This window comes from Caballeronia sp. LZ028, assembly GCF_031451415.1.
Lineage (GTDB): Bacteria > Pseudomonadota > Gammaproteobacteria > Burkholderiales > Burkholderiaceae > Caballeronia > Caballeronia zhejiangensis.
Genome location: NZ_JARUXN010000001.1, coordinates 2,694,622 through 2,712,165 on the forward strand (window position 1 = coordinate 2,694,622; position 17,544 = coordinate 2,712,165).

Genomic DNA, 17,544 nt, shown 5'->3' on the forward strand with positions numbered 1-17,544 from the left:
AGCATCGCACCGAGAAGTTAACAGCCCGGCGCTCCGTTTACAACCACTTCTCGCTCCACAAACAAAAATGCCGTTCAGCGCTAACTGAACGGCATTACCGCTTCGGCGGGCTTTTTCGCGTCTGTCGCTTTTCGTCTGTGGCTTTCGTCGCGCGGAGGTCAGGACTGAGGCTGCTGCGTCTGCGTGCCGTGATGCGGCGGCAATTCGCACGCCTCGGTCACGACCAGATCATTGTCTTTTGCGAAGTTCAGAACGAAGTCGAACGCCATCGGTTCGATGTCGCGCAGGCGGGAATCGACAATCACGACCTTGATGTCGCCGATCATCGTCGGACGCACGTAGATGGAATATTGCAGGCGGGCGTTGGGCCCTTTCGCCTTTGGGCCGAAGCCCGACATCACGCCGGCGAGACGCTCGGACCAGTCGCTCGGCCGAAATTTCCTCCCGCTCTTGGTGATGCCTTGAATGAAGTACTCGGTAGGGGATGATTCAGCCATGTAGCAATACCTTTTGACGGCCGGTGACGCGCACCGGAACGCACATGCCTGACGCAGGAACCGCAGGAGCCGGCTAGCGAAAAGCGCCGGGCGGTCTTGCGCGGGTCGATTCTGGCGGAATCGTCCGCGCCCGCGACAGGAAATGGCGGACTCGACAGCACTGGGCAATCCACCGCGAAATCGGAACGCGCAAAGTCACGCCGACCGGATTCTTGCGAACCCTTCGCCGCAGAAGCGCGTGAAACGGTGCTGAATGTTGCAGAACTGTTGAAACGAGCGAGCGTGATTATACCGCAGCGGCCTGTTTTCCGCAGCGCACACAGACATGGGATGCGTCCATCAGGGACAGCCCGAGGCCGTGAGACGGGTCTGCGCGCGCATCCTCGTCCTTTTGGCCAGCCTCGTCAAACATCGCAAAATCCTTTATGCTCAAAAGCGATACCCACTCCCGACGGCGGCGCCGTCCGGCCTCGACGCTCACGCGCGGCGGCCGGTTCGAAGCCGCCGCTTGCGTTTCATGACCGCCAAGAAAATTCGCCACTATCTTCAGTTCAAGGATTTTTCCCTCGACGACTATGAGTACGTGCTCGAACGCGCGCGCATCCTGAAGCGCAAGTTCAAGAACTACGAGACTTATCATCCGCTGCACGATCGCACGCTCGCGATGATCTTCGAGAAGAGCTCGACGCGCACGCGCCTTTCGTTCGAAGCGGGCATTTTCCAGCTCGGCGGCCATGCGGTGTTCATGAACACGCGTGATACGCAACTCGGCCGCGGTGAGCCGATCGAGGATTCGGCGCAGGTCATCTCGCGCATGGTGGACATCATCATGATCCGCACGTTCGGCCAGGACATCATCCGGCGCTTCGCGGAAAGCTCGCGCGTACCGGTCATCAACGGGCTGACCAACGAATATCACCCGTGTCAGGTGCTCGCGGACATCTTCACGTTCTACGAGCATCGCGGTCCGATTTCCGGCAAGACCGTCGCGTGGGTCGGGGACGCGAACAACATGCTGTACACGTGGATCGAAGCGGCGCAGATTCTCGGCTTCAAACTGCGTCTTTCCACGCCGCTCGGCTACAAGCTCGATCCCGCGCTGGTTGCCGGGGAAAGCAAGCCGTTTTTTCAAGAATTCGACGATCCGAACGAAGCCTGCGCCGGCGCCGATCTCGTCACGACGGACGTCTGGACCAGCATGGGCTACGAAGCCGAGAACGAAGCGCGCATGAAGGCGTTCGCCGACTACTGCGTCGATGCCGAGATGATGGCGCGCGCCCATCCCGATGCGCTCTTCATGCACTGCCTGCCCGCGCATCGCGGCGAGGAAGTGAGCGCGGAAGTCATCGACGGTCCGCAAAGCGTCGTATGGGACGAGGCGGAGAACCGTCTGCACGTGCAGAAGGCGCTGATGGAGTATCTCCTGCTCGGCAAGCTGAATCACTGAGCGAATCTGCGCTGCCGATTCGCCGCGCATCCCAAATTTGCGGAGGCGCGGCTTTTTAATGTCAGAATAGTAGTTTTTCCGCGCACTTCGTGCCCGTCGCGCGCCCGGCGGACGCGAAGCGGCGCACAACCGCCGCACCGGCTTTTCCGCACACGAGTTCACCATGAGCGATATCAAGAAAGTCGTGCTCGCCTATTCGGGCGGTCTCGACACCTCCGTCATCCTGAAATGGTTGCAGGACAACTACGACGCCGAAGTCGTGACCTTCACCGCCGACATCGGTCAGGGCGAGGAGCTGGAGCCCGCGCGCAAGAAGGCGCTCCAGCTCGGCATCAAGCAGGAAAACATCTTCATCGAAGACCTGCGTGAAGAGTTCGTCCGCGATTTCGTGTTCCCGATGTTCCGCGCGAACACCATCTACGAAGGCGAGTATCTGCTCGGCACGTCGATCGCGCGTCCGCTGATCGCGAAGCGTCAGATCGAGATCGCGCGCGCGACCGGCGCGCAGGCCGTCTCGCACGGCGCGACCGGCAAGGGCAACGATCAGGTGCGCTTCGAGCTCGGTTACTACTCGCTCGAACCCGGCATCAAGGTGATCGCGCCGTGGCGCGAATGGGACCTGCTCTCGCGCGAAAAGCTGCTCGCGTATGCGGAAAAGGCCGGCATTCCGATCGAAATGAAGCACAAGCAAGGCGGCGCGCCCTACTCGATGGACGCGAACCTGCTGCACATCTCGTTCGAAGGCCGCCATCTGGAAGACCCGAAGGCCGAGGCCGAAGCCGAAATGTGGCGCTGGACCGTGTCGCCGGAAGAGGCGCCGGATCAGGCGGAATATGTCGATATCGAATTCGAGAAGGGCGATCCGGTCGCGCTGAACGGCAAGCGCCTGTCGCCCGCCGAGATGCTGACCGAGCTGAACCGTCTCGGCGGCAAGCATGGCATCGGCCGTCTGGATCTGGTCGAGAACCGTTACGTCGGCATGAAGTCGCGCGGCTGCTATGAAACGCCGGGCGGCACGATCATGCTGAAGGCGCATCGGGGTATCGAGTCGATCACCCTCGACCGCGAAGTGGCGCACCTGAAGGACGATCTGATGCCGCGTTACGCATCGCTGATCTACAACGGCTACTGGTGGAGCCCGGAGCGCCGCGCGCTGCAGGTGCTGATCGACCACACGCAGGAGAAGGTCAACGGCTGGGTGCGCGTGAAGCTCTACAAGGGCAGCGTGTCGGTCGTCGCTCGCGATTCGAAGGAAACGCTGTTCGACAAGACCATCGCGACGTTCGATGACGACGGCGGCGCCTACAACCAGGCCGATGCCGGCGGCTTCATCAAGCTGAACGCACTGCGCATGCGTATCGCGGAGAACGCGCGCCGTCAGCGCGGGGACTGATCTTTCGTTGGAATCAGGCTCGAGAAAAAACCCGCCGCGGCGGGTTTTTTCGTTTTCAGACGCGCACCGGCTCCATCTCCAGTTCGACATTGAAACGTGCCAGCACGTCGCGCCTGATGGCTTCGGCGAGTTCGAGCACCTGCGCGCCCGTCGCGCCGCCGCGATTCACGAGCACGAGCGCCTGACGATCGTGCACCGCCGCGCCGCCGATGCCGCGCCCTTTCCATCCGCACTGGTCGATCAGCCAGCCCGCCGCGAGCTTCACTTGCCCGTCGGCTTGCGGGTACGAAACGACGCCCGGTTCGCGCTGCTTGAGCGCCTCGAACGCCTGCGCACTCACGACCGGATTCTTGAAGAAGCTGCCCGCGTTGCCGAGCGCGGTCCAGTCGGGCAGCTTGGCGCGGCGCACGGCGACGACCGCATCGAAAATGGCTTGCGCATCCGGCGTCGCGGCGCCGTCGAGCGCGCGGGCGACGTCGACGTAATCCGCGCGCGGCGTCCACGCTTTCGGCAGCCGGAACGTGACCGACGTAATCATGAAGCGCCCGCGCCCTGCCCGCTTGAAGAAGCTGTCGCGATAACCGAAGGCGCACGCGGCGCGATCGAATTCCGCGCGTGCGCCGGTCGCGAGTTCTACCGCCGTCAGCCGCTCGAAGCGCTCGCCCATTTCCAGCCCGTACGCGCCGATGTTCTGAATCGGCGCCGCGCCGACCGTGCCGGGAATCAGCGCGAGGTTTTCGAGCCCCGGCATGCCCTGCGCGAGCGTCCACGCGACGAAATCGTGCCAGTTCTCGCCCGCGCCGGCTTCGACGAGCCACGCATCGTCGTCTTCGCCGATCACGCGTTTGCCGCGAATGCCGACGATCAGCGCGACGCCGTCGAAATCGCGCGTCAGCACGATATTGCTGCCGCCGCCGAGCACGAGTTGCGGCATGTTGGCGATGCGCGCATCGGTGGCGAGCGCGGCGGCCGCATCGACGGAATCGATACGCATCGCGTGACGCGCGCGCGCGTCGAAGCCGAACGTGTTGTGGGCGAGCAGAGAGAAATCGGAGAGGAGCTGGAGCGACATGAACGAAGCGCGTCGGTAGAATGACGACAGGTCCGTGATTATAGCGATTGCGCGAGCCACGCCTGCCCGGCGCGCTCGTCGCCTCAATGAAGGAGAAAGACAGATGCCATCGTTTGACGTCGTCAGCGAAGCAAACATGATCGAAGTGAAGAACGCGATCGAGCAATCGAACAAGGAAATCTCGACGCGCTTCGACTTCAAGGGTTCGGATTCACGCGTCGAGCAGAAGGAGCGCGAACTCACGCTCTACGCCGACGACGACTTCAAGCTCGGCCAGGTGAAGGACGTTCTGCTGAACAAGATGGCCAAGCGCGGCGTCGACGTGCGTTTCCTCGACTACGGCAAGCAGGAGAAAATCGGCGGCGACAAATTGAAGCAAGTCGTCACGGTGAAAAAAGGCGTCTCGGGCGATCTGGCGAAGAAGATCGTCAAGATCGTGAAGGACAGCAAGATCAAGGTTCAGGCGAGCATTCAGGGCGACGCTGTGCGCGTGCAAGGCGCGAAGCGTGACGACCTGCAAAGCGCCATCGCGCTGCTCAAGAAGGAAGTCACGGACACGCCGCTCGACTTCAACAACTTCCGCGACTGATTCCTGATTGCTTCAGAAACGAAAAAGCCGTTCCGGTTTGCGCCGCAACGGCTTTTTGCATTATTCGGCGACCTTCTTTTTCTCGCCGATGCGGCTTTCCTTGCCGGCCAGCAGCTTCGAAATATTCGCGCGATGCCGCCAGATGAGCAGCAGGCTCATCGCCAGCACGGCGAGCGAGATGCGGCTCGGCCCGAACAGAAACACCTGAAAGAACGGTGCGAACACGGCCGCGACGAGCGCCGCGAGCGACGAATAGCGGAAGAAGAACGCGATGATGAGCCACGTGAGCAGCGTCGCGATACCGAGCGCCGGATGAATCGCGAGCAGCACGCCCGCCGCCGTCGCGACGCCCTTGCCGCCCTGGAACTTGAAGAAAACCGGGTACAGATGCCCGAGGAACACGGCGATGGCCGCGAGCGCCGTCGCCGTGTTGATGCCCGTTTGATCCCAGCCGAAGCTCGCGCCGAAGTGCGCGACGATCCACACGGGCAGCCAGCCCTTGAACGCATCGCCGATCAGCGTCAGGATCGCAGCCTTCTTGTTGCCGGTGCGCAGCACGTTCGTCGCGCCGGGATTGCCCGAGCCGTACGAGCGCGGATCGGCCAGTCCCATCGCGTGACTCACGACGACGGCAAACGAAATCGATCCGATCAGATAGGACGCGACGGCGACGAGCAGAAAAATCATGGTGTCTTTTCGGTTATGGCGAGAGCGGAACGCATTCTAATCGACGCTCGCGCACTGCACGGGTTTCGCGCCCAGCAACTCGGTCAGCACGTTCGGATCGATGCTCACGAGATACCCTCGCCGCCCGCCGTTCAGATAGATGCGATCGAGTTCGAGAATGCTCGATTCGACGTACACCGGCATCGCTTTTTTCGTGCCGAACGGCGACGTGCCGCCCACGAGAAACCCCGAATGCCGGTTCGCCACTTCGGGCTTGCAGGGTTCGACGCGCTTCGCGCCAATCTGACGCGCGAGATTCTTCGTGGATACCGTGCGATCGCCGTGCATGAGGACGATCAGCGGCTTCGCGTGCTCGTCTTCCATGACGAGCGTCTTGACGACGATATGTTCGTCCACGCCGAGCTGACGCGCGGATTCCTCCGTGCCGCCGTGCTCGACGTAATCGTAAGGATGCTCGCCGAATTCAACCTTGTGACGACGCAGGAATTGCGTCGCGGACGTTTCGGACACGTGTTTGGCTTTCGACATGCCACGCATTGTAGCGGCGCGCCGTGGCGCTCACCATCGGCCATTCGGCCGAGTATGCAGCGCAACGCGGCCGTGGCACGATCGTTCGCAGATGACGCTATCCGCGCGGATGATGCTCCCGATGCAGCTTCTGCAGCCGCTCGCGCGCGACGTGCGTGTAGATCTGCGTCGTGGAAATGTCCGAGTGGCCGAGCAGCAATTGCACGACCCGCAGGTCCGCGCCGTGATTGAGCAGATGCGTCGCGAACGCGTGCCGCAGCGTGTGCGGCGAGAGCGGCGCGTGCACGCCGCCGTTCAGCGCATGACGCTTGATGATGTTCCAGAACTGCTGGCGCGTCATGCCTTCGCCGCGCGCGGTGACGAAGAGCGCATCGGCGGAGCGCGCGCCGAGCAGCACCTGACGCGCATCGCGCAGATAGCGTTCGAGCCAGTCGTGCGCCGTTTCGCCGAACGGAATCAGGCGTTCTTTCGAGCCTTTGCCCATCACGCGCACGACGCCTTCGTTCAGGCCGACTTCGACCGTCTTCAGCGTGACGAGCTCGGTCACGCGCAGGCCGCTCGCATACATCAGTTCGAGCATCGTGCGGTCGCGCAAGCCGAGCGGCGTCTCGATGTCGGGTGCGCCGAGCAGCGCTTCGACTTGCGACTCGTTGAGCGTCGACGGAAAGCGCGGCGGCTGCTTGGCCGAGCGCAGCTTGAGCGTCGGATCGGCGGACACGCGATGCTCGCGCAACGCCCACGCGTAATAGCGCCGAAAGACCGACAGACGCCGGTTCGCGGACGTCGCCTTGTCGCCGCGGCGCGCGGCCATGTAGCCGTTCATGTCGGCTTCGACGGCGGCATCGATCGACGCGCCGCGCGTCTTGCCGAGCCATTCCGCGAAGAGTTTGAGGTCGCGCCGGTACGCTTCGAGCGAGTTCTTGGCGAGGCCGTGTTCGAGCCAGAGCGCATCGCAAAAGAGATCGATCGCGTCCTGACTCGCGACGAGTCCCGGTGCTTGTATTGCTTCAGTCGTTGCGCTCGTCATGCGATCGATACACCTTCATGCGCCAGCAGCCAGCGCTTCACGTTGCGATAAAAACCTTCGTCGGGATGATGCGCGAAACCGCCGATCCCGCCCGAGGCCACTACCCGGTGGCACGGTATCACGATCGGCAGCGGATTGGAGCCGCACGCCTGCCCGACTGCGCGCGGCACGCTGCCGATCTCGCGCGCGAGCTGGCCATAGGTCCAGACTTGGCCCGCCGCGATGCCCGAGATGCCGCGCCATACGCGCTGCTGAAACGCGGTGCCGCGAAGCGCGAGCGGCAGGTCGAAGCGCATCGAAGGCGTCTGAAAATACGCGCGGATCTGCGCGGCGGCTTCCTTGGCGAGCGGCGTTTCAGGCTCAATGCTGCCGACATCGTCCGGCAGATAGACGATCTCGCGCACGCATTGCGCATCGGCGCGAATGCCGACCTTGCCGAACGGCGCGTCGATCACGGCATCGAATGGCTTCACGTTCTTGTCCCTTGTTCGAGCGCCCACAGCACATGCTCGCGCACCAACGCCGAGGAATCGTCCGCACGCGCGCGCAATGCATCGGCGATCGCCTCGCGTTCTCCCGCATCGAGCGACGGATCGCGCAACGCATTGCCCATCGCGACCGCGATATTGCGCAGCCAGCGCTCATGCCCAATGCGCCGGATCGCGCTGCCCTGCATGCGCGTGTCGAAATCCGCCGCGCTCCATCCGAACAGCTCGACGAGCGTCGCGCGATCGAGTCCGTGGCGCACGTCGAAATCCGCGACCGGCGCGGCCTGCGCGAACTTGTTCCACGGACAGACGAGCTGACAATCGTCGCATCCATACACGCGATTGCCGATCAGCGGACGCATCTCCTCGGGAATGCTGCCGTGCAGTTCGATCGTCAGATACGAGATGCAGCGCCGCGCGTCGACGCGATACGGCGCCACGATCGCGCCCGTCGGACACGCGCCGATGCAGCGCGTGCACTGCCCGCAATGCGCGCCTTCGTGCTCGGGATGCGGATCGACGGGCAACGGGACATCGACGAAAATTTCGCCGAGAAAGAACAGCGATCCGGCGTCGCGATCGAGCAGCAACGTATGCTTGCCACGCCAGCCGGCGCCCGCTTTCTGCGCGAGCGCGACTTCGAGCACCGGCGCTGAATCCGTGAACGCGCGATGCCCGAACGGCCCGATCTCGCGCTCGATGCGCTCCGCCAGCTGCTGCAGGCGATTGCGCATGACCTTGTGATAATCGCGCCCGCGTGCGTAGATGGAGACCATCGCCTGCGACGGCTTCGCGAGCCGCGACCATTCGATCGCGCGCCAGTCGTTCTTCTGACCGTCGGCTGTCGCGACACTTTCATCGCCCTTTTTCGCGAGCGTTTCCGCAGGAAGATAGGCCATGCGCGCGGTGATGACACGTCGCGTGCCGGCCACAAGCTCGGCCGGTCTTGCGCGTTTCATCCCATGTTTGGCCATATAATCCATTTCGCCGTGATAGCCTGCTTCGAGCCAATCAGTCAGGCCCTTCTCGGCATCCGTCAGGTCGATATCGCTGATGCCGACCGCACCGAACCCCAACTCGCGCCCCCATGTCTTGATGCGCTGCGCGAGTTCTGCCAGCGCGTTTTCATCGAGATCGAAGACGCGAGACTCTGAATCGGATTCAGCGGCGGCGTCGCTGGACGCTGTCGTGATTTCAACGGAATGTTCCGGCAATCGGTTCATCACGACATTTTACGAGCAATGCCCGAAAGCCCCGCACGAACGACGCAAGACTTATCCGCCGCGCTTCTCGAACGCCGCTTCGACCTGCGCGACGAAGCCGCGACGCTCGCTTTCGGAGAACGCTTCGCGCGCGCCATCGACGCTACGCGTCTGTCCATATCGCACGCTTCGTCTGAACGTTTTCACGGTCTGCAAGTCCAGTTGATCGGTGATCTCGGCGCGGGCAAGACCACGCTCGTGCGCGCGACCTTGCGCGCGCTCGGCCACGTCGGCCGCGTGAAGAGCCCGACTTACACGCTCGTCGAGCCGTATTCGCTCGTCACCAAAAGCGGTCCGCTCGACGTTTATCACTTCGATCTCTATCGCTTCGCCGATCCGGCCGAATGGGCCGATGCCGGCTTTCGCGAATATTTCGATGCGGGCGCGGTGTGCCTCGTCGAATGGCCGCAACAGGCGGGCGGCCTGCTCGGCGTGCCGGATCTCGTGTTTGCGCTGTCTCTGCCGGACGAAGGAACGTCGAACGATGAAGGCCGCGTGCTGACCGCGCGGGCATTTAGCGAAACAGGAAAGTCATGTCTCGAAAGATGTTGATCAAGCCATTTCATTCGATCGAATCGGCTGCCCAAGCGCCGCACAACTGGCGTCGCCGTCAGGTGTTGCGCGCAGGCGCTTCGACGCTCGTGCTCGCGCTCGTCGGACCGAAGCTCGCGCATGCGAGCAGCGTGCTCGGCGTGCGCGTGTGGCCCGCGCGCGACTACACCCGCGTGACGATCGAATCGGACCAGCCGCTTCAGAACGCCAATCAGCTATTGCAGGGGCCGGACCGGCTCGTGGTCGATCTCTCCGGCATCGATCTCGATCAGGCGCTGCGCGATCTCGTCTCGAAGATCACGCCGAACGATCCGCAGATTCAGGCGGTGCGCATCGGGCAATATCAGCCGCATGTCGTGCGCATGGTGTTCGATCTGAAAGGATCGGTGAAGCCGCAGGTGTTCACGCTCGGGCCGATCGGCAGCTACAAATACCGGCTCGTGTTCGATCTGTATCCGGCCGTCGCACCCGATCCGCTGATGGAACTGCTCGCGCAGACCGAGCGCAAGCAGGAAGCGCTCGACCGCGCCAATCCGAATCCGTCCGCGCCGCCGCCCGCGACGCTTTCCGGGCCGGCGACCGCGCAGAAACCGACGACGCCCGATTCCACCGACGAGTTCTTCCAAAAGTACGCGCAGAACGAAACGCCCGCCGAAACGCCGCCGAAACCGGCGGTCAAGCCGCGCGTGCCGGCGCCGCCGCCCGTCATCGCGAAGAAGGACGACGACAACGACGCCTACGCGTTCTCCACGCCCAAGCAAGGCGCCGGCACGACGCGCCTGCTCACCGTCGCGATCGATCCCGGTCACGGCGGCGAAGATCCGGGCGCGATCGGCGGCCAGGGCACGTACGAGAAGCACATCGCGCTCGACATCGCGAAGAAGCTGCGCGCGAAGATCGACGCCCAGCCCAACATGCGCGCGATGATGACCCGCGACGCCGACTTCTTCGTGCCGCTCAACGTGCGCGTGCAAAAGGCGCAGCGCGTCTCCGCCGATCTTTTCGTGTCGATTCACGCCGATGCCTTCACGTCGCCCGAAGCGCGTGGATCGTCGGTGTTCGCGCTGTCGGAGCATGGCGCGTCGAGCGCGGCTGCGCGCTGGATGGCGAACAAGGAAAACTCGTCGGATCAGGTCGGCGGCATCAACGTGAAGTCGCAGGACGCGAGCGTGAACCGCGCGCTCTTCGACATGTCGACGACCGCGCAGATCCGCGATTCGATGCGCTACGGCAGCTTCGTGCTGAACGAAATCGGCGGCATCAACAAGCTGCACAAAGGTTCAGTCGAACAGGCGGGTTTCGCCGTGCTGAAGGCGCCGGACATTCCGTCGATTCTCGTGGAGACCGCGTTCATCAGCAATCCGGACGAGGAAACGCGCCTGAACGACGACGCCTATCGCGACAAGATGGCCAACGCGATCATGAAGGGCATCAAGCGCTATTTCGCGGCGAATCCGCCGCTCGCGAAGAGCCGCATGACGTAAAAATCCGGCCGGGTTTCGTTCAGCGCGCCGGCAGAATGCGCTGAACGAGCCGCGCGCCGAATACGTTCACCACGAGTCCCGCCATCACGAGCGCCGCGCCCGCCACCTGCGCCGAATTCAAACTCTCGCCGAGAAACAGCGCCGCCGACGCCAGCCCTATCACCGGGACGAGCAGCGAGAACGGCGCGACGCTTCCCGCCGGATAGCGCGCGAGCAACTTTCCCCACAAGCTATAGCCGACGATCGTCGCGATGAACGAAAGATAGAGAATCGCGAAGATCGAGATGAGCGGAATCGTCGCGAGACTGGATTCGATGCGCGCCGGGCCTTCGAAGATGAGCGAGAGCGCGAGGAACGGCAGCGGCGGAATCAGGCTGCCCCACACCACGAGCGAGAGCAGATCGACCTTGCCCATGCGCTTCGTCACGATATTGCCGAGCGCCCACATCGCGGCGGCGGCGAGCGTGAAGAGAAAGCCGGTGACGGTCATCGCGTGACCGCCGCGCATGCCGATGAGCGCAAGCCCCGCCGCCGCGATCAGCAGGCCGGCGACGTTCGCCGCGCGGATGCGCTCGCCGAGGAACATCGACGCGAAGATGAGCGTGAAGAATGCTTGCGCCTGCAGCACGAGCGACGCGAGACCGGCGGGCATGCCCACGTACATGCCGTAGAAAAGCAGCGCGAACTGCCCGAGAGAAATGGTGAGGCCGTAGGCGAAGAGCCAGCGCAGCGGTATCTGCGGGCGCTTGACGAAGATCGCGGGCACGGCGGCGAGCGCGAAGCGCAGCGCGCCGAGCAGCATCGGCGGAACACCGTGCAGTCCCAGCTTGATGACGACGAAATTCACGCCCCACGCGAGAATGACCACCGATGCGATCAGCAAATCCTTTGGCGACATCGCCCTCTTCCTTGTGTCATGTGCGTCGTTGGCGAGCCGTAAAGTGTAGCCGAGGGCGCGGCGGCAGGCTTGTCAAATCCTGCGCGGCATGACGATGCACGCAAAAAGCGCCCGCGCCTCGTGAAAGGCGCGAGCGCTTTCGCTGCGGCGATGCGAAACGGCGCTTACTTCGTCTGGCCGGATTCCGTGCCCGCGTCGTTGCCGGTTTCGACGGCCGGCGTCTTCTTGGTCGCCGTCGATTTCGTCGTGTGCTTGTGCGTCTTGTGCTTCTTCGGCGTGGTCGCGGCCGAATTATCGGTGGTGGCGCCGGCGGTGTCGTTGCCCATCGCCGCAGACGAATCGCCCGACGAGGTCTGCGCGAACGCGCTCGTTGCGGCGGTGGCGGTGAAAAGGCCAGCGGTGATGGCGATCAAAAGCTTGTTCTTGCTCATTTCGACTCCCTATCCAAATTGTCACGTTGCGAAAGTTGCGCGAAGCCGCGTGCCTGGAACCCACGCGGCACCAAAAAAACGAAAGTCTCGGCGGCAACGCCTGCGCCGCGCGGCATCGGCCGGTAGAATCGGCTGATCCACGCGCCATTCCGGCGCGCGATCTTCCTTCCGGAACCCGCCATGCCTTCGACGATCCGCGCATTGCTGAAGCCACACCAACATGACGTCGGCGGCCTCATGGTGCGGCGCGTGCTGCCCGCCCTCGCGGCGCGCACCGTCGGACCCTTCATCTTTTTCGACCATATCGGTCCCGCAACGCTCGTGCCCGGAAACGGCCTCGACGTGCGTCCGCATCCGCATATCGGGCTCGCGACGGTCACGTATCTGTTCGACGGCGCGATCATGCATCGCGATAGCGTCGGCTCCGTGCAGAAGATCGTTCCCGGCGACGTCAACTGGATGACCGCGGGCCGCGGCATCGTCCATTCCGAGCGCACGCCCGACGAGGAACGTGCATCCGGCCAGACGATGCACGGCATCCAGACGTGGGTCGCGATGCCCGCCGCGAGCGAGGACATCGAGCCGGCATTCGAGCATCACGCGGCGGCGGCGTTGCCGCAGATCGAGCGCGACGGCGTCACGCTGCGCATCATCGCGGGCACGGCGTTCGGCGCGAAAGCGCCCACGCGCACGTTTTCGCCGACGCTTTATGTCGCCGCGCAGTTCACGCCCGGCAGCGCGATCACGCTCGATACGGAGCACGAGGAGCGCGGCGTGTATCTCGTGAGCGGCGATTTGTCGATCGACGGCGAACCGCTGCCCGAACAGCAGATGGCCGTGCTCGCGCCCGGCGCCGACGCGAAGCTGACGAGCGCGAACGGCGCGGTCACGATGCTGCTCGGCGGCGCGCCGCTCGACGGCCCGCGCTTCATCGAATGGAATTTCGTGTCGAGTTCGCGCGAGAAGATCGACGCGGCCAAGATCGCCTGGAGCGAGCAGCGCATGGGCGACGTGCCCGGCGAGACCGAGTTCATTCCGCTGCCGCCGCAGCGCCGCGAGAATCGCGCGCCCGAAGCCTGACGCGCTTGAGAACCGGCTGTGTCGTCCCCACGTAATCGGGATCGACCGAAAGCATTAGGAGAAAACGCATGGATACGACCCTCGCCACATTCGAGAAAGATGTCATCAACGCGTCGATGCTCGCGCCCGTGCTCGTCGATTTCTGGGCGCCCTGGTGCGGCCCGTGCAAGACGCTCGGCCCGATGCTCGAGAAGCTCGAAGTCGAAGCGGCGGGCGCCTGGAATCTCGTCAAGGTGAACGTCGACGAGAATCAGGAACTCGCCGCGCATTTCCAGGTGCGCAGCATTCCGCACGTCATTGCGTTCGCGGAAGGACGGCCGGTCGATCAGTTCATCGGCGTGCTGCCGGAAGGCCAGTTGCGCGAGTTCATCGACCGTCTCGTGCCCGCCGGCGCCGATGCCGAGCGCCGCGCCGCGCAGAGCGCGTGGGCCGCGGGCGATCGCCAGCTCGCGATCGACACCATCAAGGCCGCGCTCGCGCTCGATCCCGGTTACGAGGACGCGCGTCTCGATCTGATCGAATGGCTGATCGCGGAACGCCGCATCGACGAAGCGAAGGAAGAGGTCAAGCTGTTGTCGCCGAAGACGACGCAAGGCATCGACGCGCGCTACAACGCGTTGAAGACCGAGCTCGACGCCGCCGATGCAGCCGCCGATCTGCCGCCCGCCGACGCGCTCATCGACGCCGTGAACGCGAATCCCGACGATCTCGATGCGCGCTTCGCCCTGGCCAATCGGCTGATCGCGGGCCGCGATTACGCTGGCGCGCTGGAACATCTGCTTGCGATCGTCGTGCGCGACCGCGCCTTCATGGACGACGTCGGCCGCAAGACGATGCTGTCGGTGTTCGAACTCGCCGCGAATCAGCCGGATCTCGTTTCGCAGTGGCGGCGCAAGTTAAGCGCGGCGATCAACTGATCGTCGATCGATCGCCGGCTTTGGATGAAAAAATGGCCAGCTATCGAAGCTGGCCATTTTCGTTTCAGGCGGCGCGCTTCGCCAATTCGCGCAAGACATGCGCGGCCGCCGCGAAGCCGAAGCTCGCCGTCACGCACACGCTCGAACCGAAGCCCGCGCAATTCAGCCCGACCGGCCCCGCGTAATTCGCGCCGGTTTCGAGATGTTCGGCGCCTTCGCTGATGTCGCACGCGGGCGCTTCGGGATAGATCAGCGGCTCGTCCGAATACACCGCGCTCACCTTGAATCGCGCCTTCGGTCCGCGCGGAAAACCGTGCAGCTTGCGCAACTGGCCGCGCACTTTCGAGAGCAGCGGATCCTGAATCGTGAGCGCGAGATCGTCGATGCGAATGCGCGTCGGATCGAGCTGCCCGCCCGCGCCGCCGACCGTGATGAGCGCCTGCTTGCGTGCCACGCACCACGCGATGAGCGCCGTTTTCGTACGCACGCTGTCGATCGCGTCGATCACATAGTCGAAACCGCCGCCGAGCGTTTCATCGAAATTGCCCGGCTCCACGAAGTCTTCGATCTGCCGCACGTCGCACGCCGGATCGATCAGTTTGATGCGCTCGGCCATCGCCGTGACTTTCGCCTTGCCGTAGTTGCCGTCGAGCGCGTGAATCTGACGATTCGTATTGCTTTCGGCGACGTTATCGAGATCGATCAGCGTAAGCCGGCCGACAGCACTGCGCGCAAGCGCCTCGGCAACCCACGAACCCACGCCGCCGATGCCGATCACGGCGACATGCGCCCGCTCGAACGCGGCGAGCGCAGGCGCGCCGTAGAGGCGCGCGATGCCGCCGAAGCGCCGGTCGCGATCGGCGAGTTCGTGGACGCTGGGCGTCGCAGTGGTTTCGGATGAAGCGTTCATGTCGTGCGGATGGATGAAATCGGATGCATTGAAAGCAAACTAAAAGCTGCCGAAATGCACCGCACGTTGTGCGGCGTCAAGCAACGCTTACAGACGGCTATCGAGTTCGCGAACGTGGTAGTTCGATCATGCAAAATGCGGTCGAATTGCGTATTCTGCCTTATCGAAACCATGAACGTGATAGCCGCGACTGCCGCGCTCCCGGCACGCGGTGCGGGCATGGGTAATCAGGGCAAGATCGTTTCACCTTGGCTATACTGACGCGACTGTAGCGCTTGCATAAAAAATGACGACCCTCGCAGACCTTCGCAAAAACTATTCGCGCGGCGCGCTCGATGTATCCGACGTCGACCCGAATCCGATAAGCCAGTTTCAAACCTGGTTCGCCCAGGCGCTCGATGCGAAGCTGCCCGAACCGAATGCGATGACGCTTGCGACCGTCGATGGCCAAGGCCGTCCGTCCGCGCGCATCGTGCTCATTAAGGGCGTCGACGAACGCGGATTTGTTTTTTTTACCAATTACGATAGCCGCAAGGGCCGCGAACTCGCCGCGAATCCGGCCGCGAGCCTGCTGTTCCACTGGATCGAGCTCGAGCGTCAGGTGCGCATCGAGGGCCGCGTCGAAAAGACGAGCGATGAGGAGAGCGATGTGTATTACGCGTCGCGTCCGCTCGGCTCGCGCATCGGCGCGTGGGCATCGGATCAGAGTCAGCCGCTCGAAAGCCGCGAGGCGCTGGAAGCGCGCGAGCGCGAGATGATCGCGAAGTACGGCGACGCGCCGCCGCGCCCGCCGCACTGGGGCGGATATCGCCTCGTGCCGGACACCGTCGAATTCTGGCAGGGACGCCCATCGCGCCTGCACGACCGCATCGTGTACACGCGGGACGGCGCGGGCGATCCGTGGCAAATCATGAGACTCGCGCCGTAAGTCAATAAAACGCGGGCATTGGCAGCAACCGAGATCGCAACGGCAACGAACATGAAGGCGCGAGCCTTCACCTTGATTTTCTTTAGCGCGGAGAAACAAGCATGTTCTGGGAGAAGAAGCTGACGCAGTGGGTTGAGGAAGTGCGCGCGCGGGCCAATTTGCCCGCGCGTCTCGTGCTGTGGGATGGCCAGCAGCACGATTTCGGCCAGTTCGCCGCGCCTCAGGTGACGTTGCACGTAAAGAGCGCGACCGCGCTGCCCTATCTGCTCGAACCGAGTCTCGACAATCTCGGCGAAGCCTACGTGAAGGGCAAGATCGACATCGAAGGCAAGCTGTCCGACATCATCAACATCGGCTACTCGCTCGCGAAAAGCACGGTGACGAGCGCGAGCAAGCTCGCCCGCGTGCGACGCTATTTCAATCACTCGAAGACGTCGGACAAGAAAGCCATTCAGTACCACTACGATGTGTCGAACGAGTTTTATCAGCTCTGGCTCGACAAGAACATGGTGTATTCCTGCGCCTACTTCGAGAATGGCGACGAAGACATCGACACCGCGCAGTTGAAGAAGATCGACCACATTCTCACGAAGATCCAGTTGCAGCCGGGCCAGCGCCTGCTCGATATCGGCTGCGGCTGGGGCGCGCTCGTGATCCGCGCGGCGCAGAAGTTCGGCGCGAATTGCGTCGGCGTCACGCTTTCGGAGAATCAGTTCAAGCTCGCGACCGAGCGCGTGAAAGCCGCGGGCCTCGCCGACCGGATCGAAATTCGCCTTCAAGACTATCGCGATATTCCGGGGCAGTTCGACCGCATCACGAGCGTCGGGATGTTCGAGCACGTCGGACGCAAGAATCTGCCGGAATACTTCTCGAGGATTCGCGATCTGCTTGTCGATGACGGCGTCGCGATGAACCACGGCATCACGTCTTCCGATGCCGACAGCGGCGAGACATCGCTCGGCGGCGGCGAGTTCATCGACAAGTATGTGTTTCCGGACGGCGAACTACCGCACATCAGCCTCGCGCTAGAATGCATGCAGCGCGGCGGGCTCGAGGCGATCGACGTCGAAAGCCTGCGGCGGCATTACGCGCGCACGCTCGACATCTGGGCCGAGCGGTTCGAGGCCAACGCGGAGCAAGCGAAGAAGCTCGTCGACGATGAGCATTTCCGCATCTGGCGCGTGTATCTCGCGGGCTGTGCGTATGCGTTCGAGAACGACGACGTGTCGATCTATCAGGTGATCTGCCGCAAGGCGGGACGCAGCGCGACGACGCTGCCGTGGTCGCGGCGGTATATCTATGAGAAGGCGCTCTGAGACAGGTGCTGATGATTCAAGCAGGCGCAGCGCTTGCC

At 63.4% G+C, this 17,544-nt stretch carries 19 protein-coding genes; 9 read left to right on the forward strand and 10 right to left on the reverse strand.

Features of this window, described 5'->3' with window-relative positions:
• Positions 1-158 precede the first annotated feature (158 nt).
• Positions 159-497 carry a DUF3579 domain-containing protein gene (locus QCE58_RS12755; RefSeq protein WP_008342735.1) on the reverse strand — a complete coding sequence of 113 codons (339 nt, stop codon included), beginning with the start codon at positions 495-497 and terminating at the stop codon, positions 159-161.
• 517 nt (positions 498-1,014) lie between these two features.
• Between QCE58_RS12755 and argF the strand changes: the two genes are divergently transcribed.
• Positions 1,015-1,944: an ornithine carbamoyltransferase gene (gene argF / locus QCE58_RS12760; RefSeq protein ID WP_175980455.1), complete on the forward strand. Its 930-nt coding sequence runs from the start codon at positions 1,015-1,017 to the stop codon at positions 1,942-1,944.
• Positions 1,945-2,107: 163 nt separating this feature from the next.
• Positions 2,108-3,337 (forward strand): argininosuccinate synthase, encoded by a 1,230-nt coding sequence (locus QCE58_RS12765; RefSeq protein ID WP_175980456.1) that lies wholly within the window; start codon positions 2,108-2,110, stop codon positions 3,335-3,337.
• A 55-nt stretch (positions 3,338-3,392) separates the two neighbouring features.
• On the opposite strand, the gene murB is transcribed toward QCE58_RS12765, so the two are convergent.
• A complete protein-coding gene (gene murB / locus QCE58_RS12770) occupies positions 3,393-4,409 on the reverse strand; it encodes a UDP-N-acetylmuramate dehydrogenase (protein WP_250521373.1) in 1,017 nt (338 codons plus the stop codon).
• Between the two features lie 103 nt (positions 4,410-4,512).
• Here murB and QCE58_RS12775 point away from each other — a divergent pair, with 103 nt between their 5' ends.
• Positions 4,513-4,998, forward strand: a complete 486-nt coding sequence (locus QCE58_RS12775; protein ID WP_008342740.1) for a YajQ family cyclic di-GMP-binding protein — start codon at positions 4,513-4,515, stop codon at positions 4,996-4,998.
• Positions 4,999-5,058: 60 nt separating this feature from the next.
• On the opposite strand, the gene plsY is transcribed toward QCE58_RS12775, so the two are convergent.
• The 5 genes from plsY to queG all read right to left on the reverse strand — a co-directional run bounded on the left by plsY (position 5,059) and on the right by queG (position 8,951).
• Positions 5,059-5,685 (reverse strand): glycerol-3-phosphate 1-O-acyltransferase PlsY, encoded by a 627-nt coding sequence (gene plsY / locus QCE58_RS12780; protein WP_008342743.1) that lies wholly within the window; start codon positions 5,683-5,685, stop codon positions 5,059-5,061.
• 36 nt (positions 5,686-5,721) lie between these two features.
• Positions 5,722-6,213 carry a Cys-tRNA(Pro) deacylase gene (ybaK, locus tag QCE58_RS12785; protein ID WP_250521374.1) on the reverse strand — a complete coding sequence of 164 codons (492 nt, stop codon included), beginning with the start codon at positions 6,211-6,213 and terminating at the stop codon, positions 5,722-5,724.
• Positions 6,214-6,310: 97 nt separating this feature from the next.
• Entirely contained in the window at positions 6,311-7,240 is a 930-nt protein-coding gene (xerD, locus tag QCE58_RS12790) for a site-specific tyrosine recombinase XerD (RefSeq protein ID WP_008342745.1), read from the reverse strand.
• Positions 7,237-7,713, reverse strand: a complete 477-nt coding sequence (locus tag QCE58_RS12795) for a methylated-DNA--[protein]-cysteine S-methyltransferase (protein WP_250521375.1) — start codon at positions 7,711-7,713, stop codon at positions 7,237-7,239. Before QCE58_RS12795 ends, xerD begins: the two co-directional genes overlap by 4 nt.
• On the reverse strand, positions 7,710-8,951 hold the full coding sequence (gene queG / locus QCE58_RS12800; RefSeq protein ID WP_250521376.1) for a tRNA epoxyqueuosine(34) reductase QueG: 1,242 nt from the start codon (positions 8,949-8,951) through the stop codon (positions 7,710-7,712). The genes QCE58_RS12795 and queG overlap by 4 nt, the downstream gene beginning before the upstream one ends.
• An 18-nt stretch (positions 8,952-8,969) precedes the next feature.
• Between queG and tsaE the strand changes: the two genes are divergently transcribed.
• Both tsaE and QCE58_RS12810 read left to right on the forward strand, forming a co-directional pair.
• Entirely contained in the window at positions 8,970-9,542 is a 573-nt protein-coding gene (gene tsaE / locus QCE58_RS12805) for a tRNA (adenosine(37)-N6)-threonylcarbamoyltransferase complex ATPase subunit type 1 TsaE (protein ID WP_175980460.1), read from the forward strand.
• Positions 9,524-11,026, forward strand: coding sequence for an N-acetylmuramoyl-L-alanine amidase (locus QCE58_RS12810; protein WP_175980461.1), 1,503 nt, complete (start codon positions 9,524-9,526; stop codon positions 11,024-11,026). The genes tsaE and QCE58_RS12810 overlap by 19 nt, the downstream gene beginning before the upstream one ends.
• Positions 11,027-11,045: 19 nt before the next feature.
• On the opposite strand, the gene QCE58_RS12815 is transcribed toward QCE58_RS12810, so the two are convergent.
• Positions 11,046-11,924: an EamA family transporter gene (locus QCE58_RS12815; RefSeq protein WP_250521377.1), complete on the reverse strand. Its 879-nt coding sequence runs from the start codon at positions 11,922-11,924 to the stop codon at positions 11,046-11,048.
• A gap of 164 nt (positions 11,925-12,088) precedes the next feature.
• Positions 12,089-12,355 (reverse strand): hypothetical protein, encoded by a 267-nt coding sequence (locus tag QCE58_RS12820; protein ID WP_250521378.1) that lies wholly within the window; start codon positions 12,353-12,355, stop codon positions 12,089-12,091.
• Between the two features lie 180 nt (positions 12,356-12,535).
• Between QCE58_RS12820 and QCE58_RS12825 the strand changes: the two genes are divergently transcribed.
• Both QCE58_RS12825 and trxA read left to right on the forward strand, forming a co-directional pair.
• A complete protein-coding gene (locus QCE58_RS12825) occupies positions 12,536-13,435 on the forward strand; it encodes a pirin family protein (RefSeq protein WP_250521379.1) in 900 nt (299 codons plus the stop codon).
• Positions 13,436-13,503: 68 nt separating this feature from the next.
• Positions 13,504-14,352 (forward strand): thioredoxin, encoded by an 849-nt coding sequence (gene trxA, locus QCE58_RS12830; RefSeq protein ID WP_244807596.1) that lies wholly within the window; start codon positions 13,504-13,506, stop codon positions 14,350-14,352.
• 64 nt (positions 14,353-14,416) lie between these two features.
• On the opposite strand, the gene QCE58_RS12835 is transcribed toward trxA, so the two are convergent.
• Positions 14,417-15,262, reverse strand: a complete 846-nt coding sequence (locus QCE58_RS12835; RefSeq protein WP_250440156.1) for a ThiF family adenylyltransferase — start codon at positions 15,260-15,262, stop codon at positions 14,417-14,419.
• Positions 15,263-15,548: 286 nt separating this feature from the next.
• On the opposite strand from QCE58_RS12835, the gene pdxH reads away from it, so the two are divergent.
• Positions 15,549-16,190, forward strand: a complete 642-nt coding sequence (gene pdxH, locus QCE58_RS12840; protein ID WP_034471562.1) for a pyridoxamine 5'-phosphate oxidase — start codon at positions 15,549-15,551, stop codon at positions 16,188-16,190.
• 101 nt (positions 16,191-16,291) lie between these two features.
• A complete protein-coding gene (locus tag QCE58_RS12845; RefSeq protein ID WP_008342762.1) occupies positions 16,292-17,506 on the forward strand; it encodes a cyclopropane-fatty-acyl-phospholipid synthase family protein in 1,215 nt (404 codons plus the stop codon).
• The last annotated feature ends 38 nt before the right edge of the window (positions 17,507-17,544 follow it).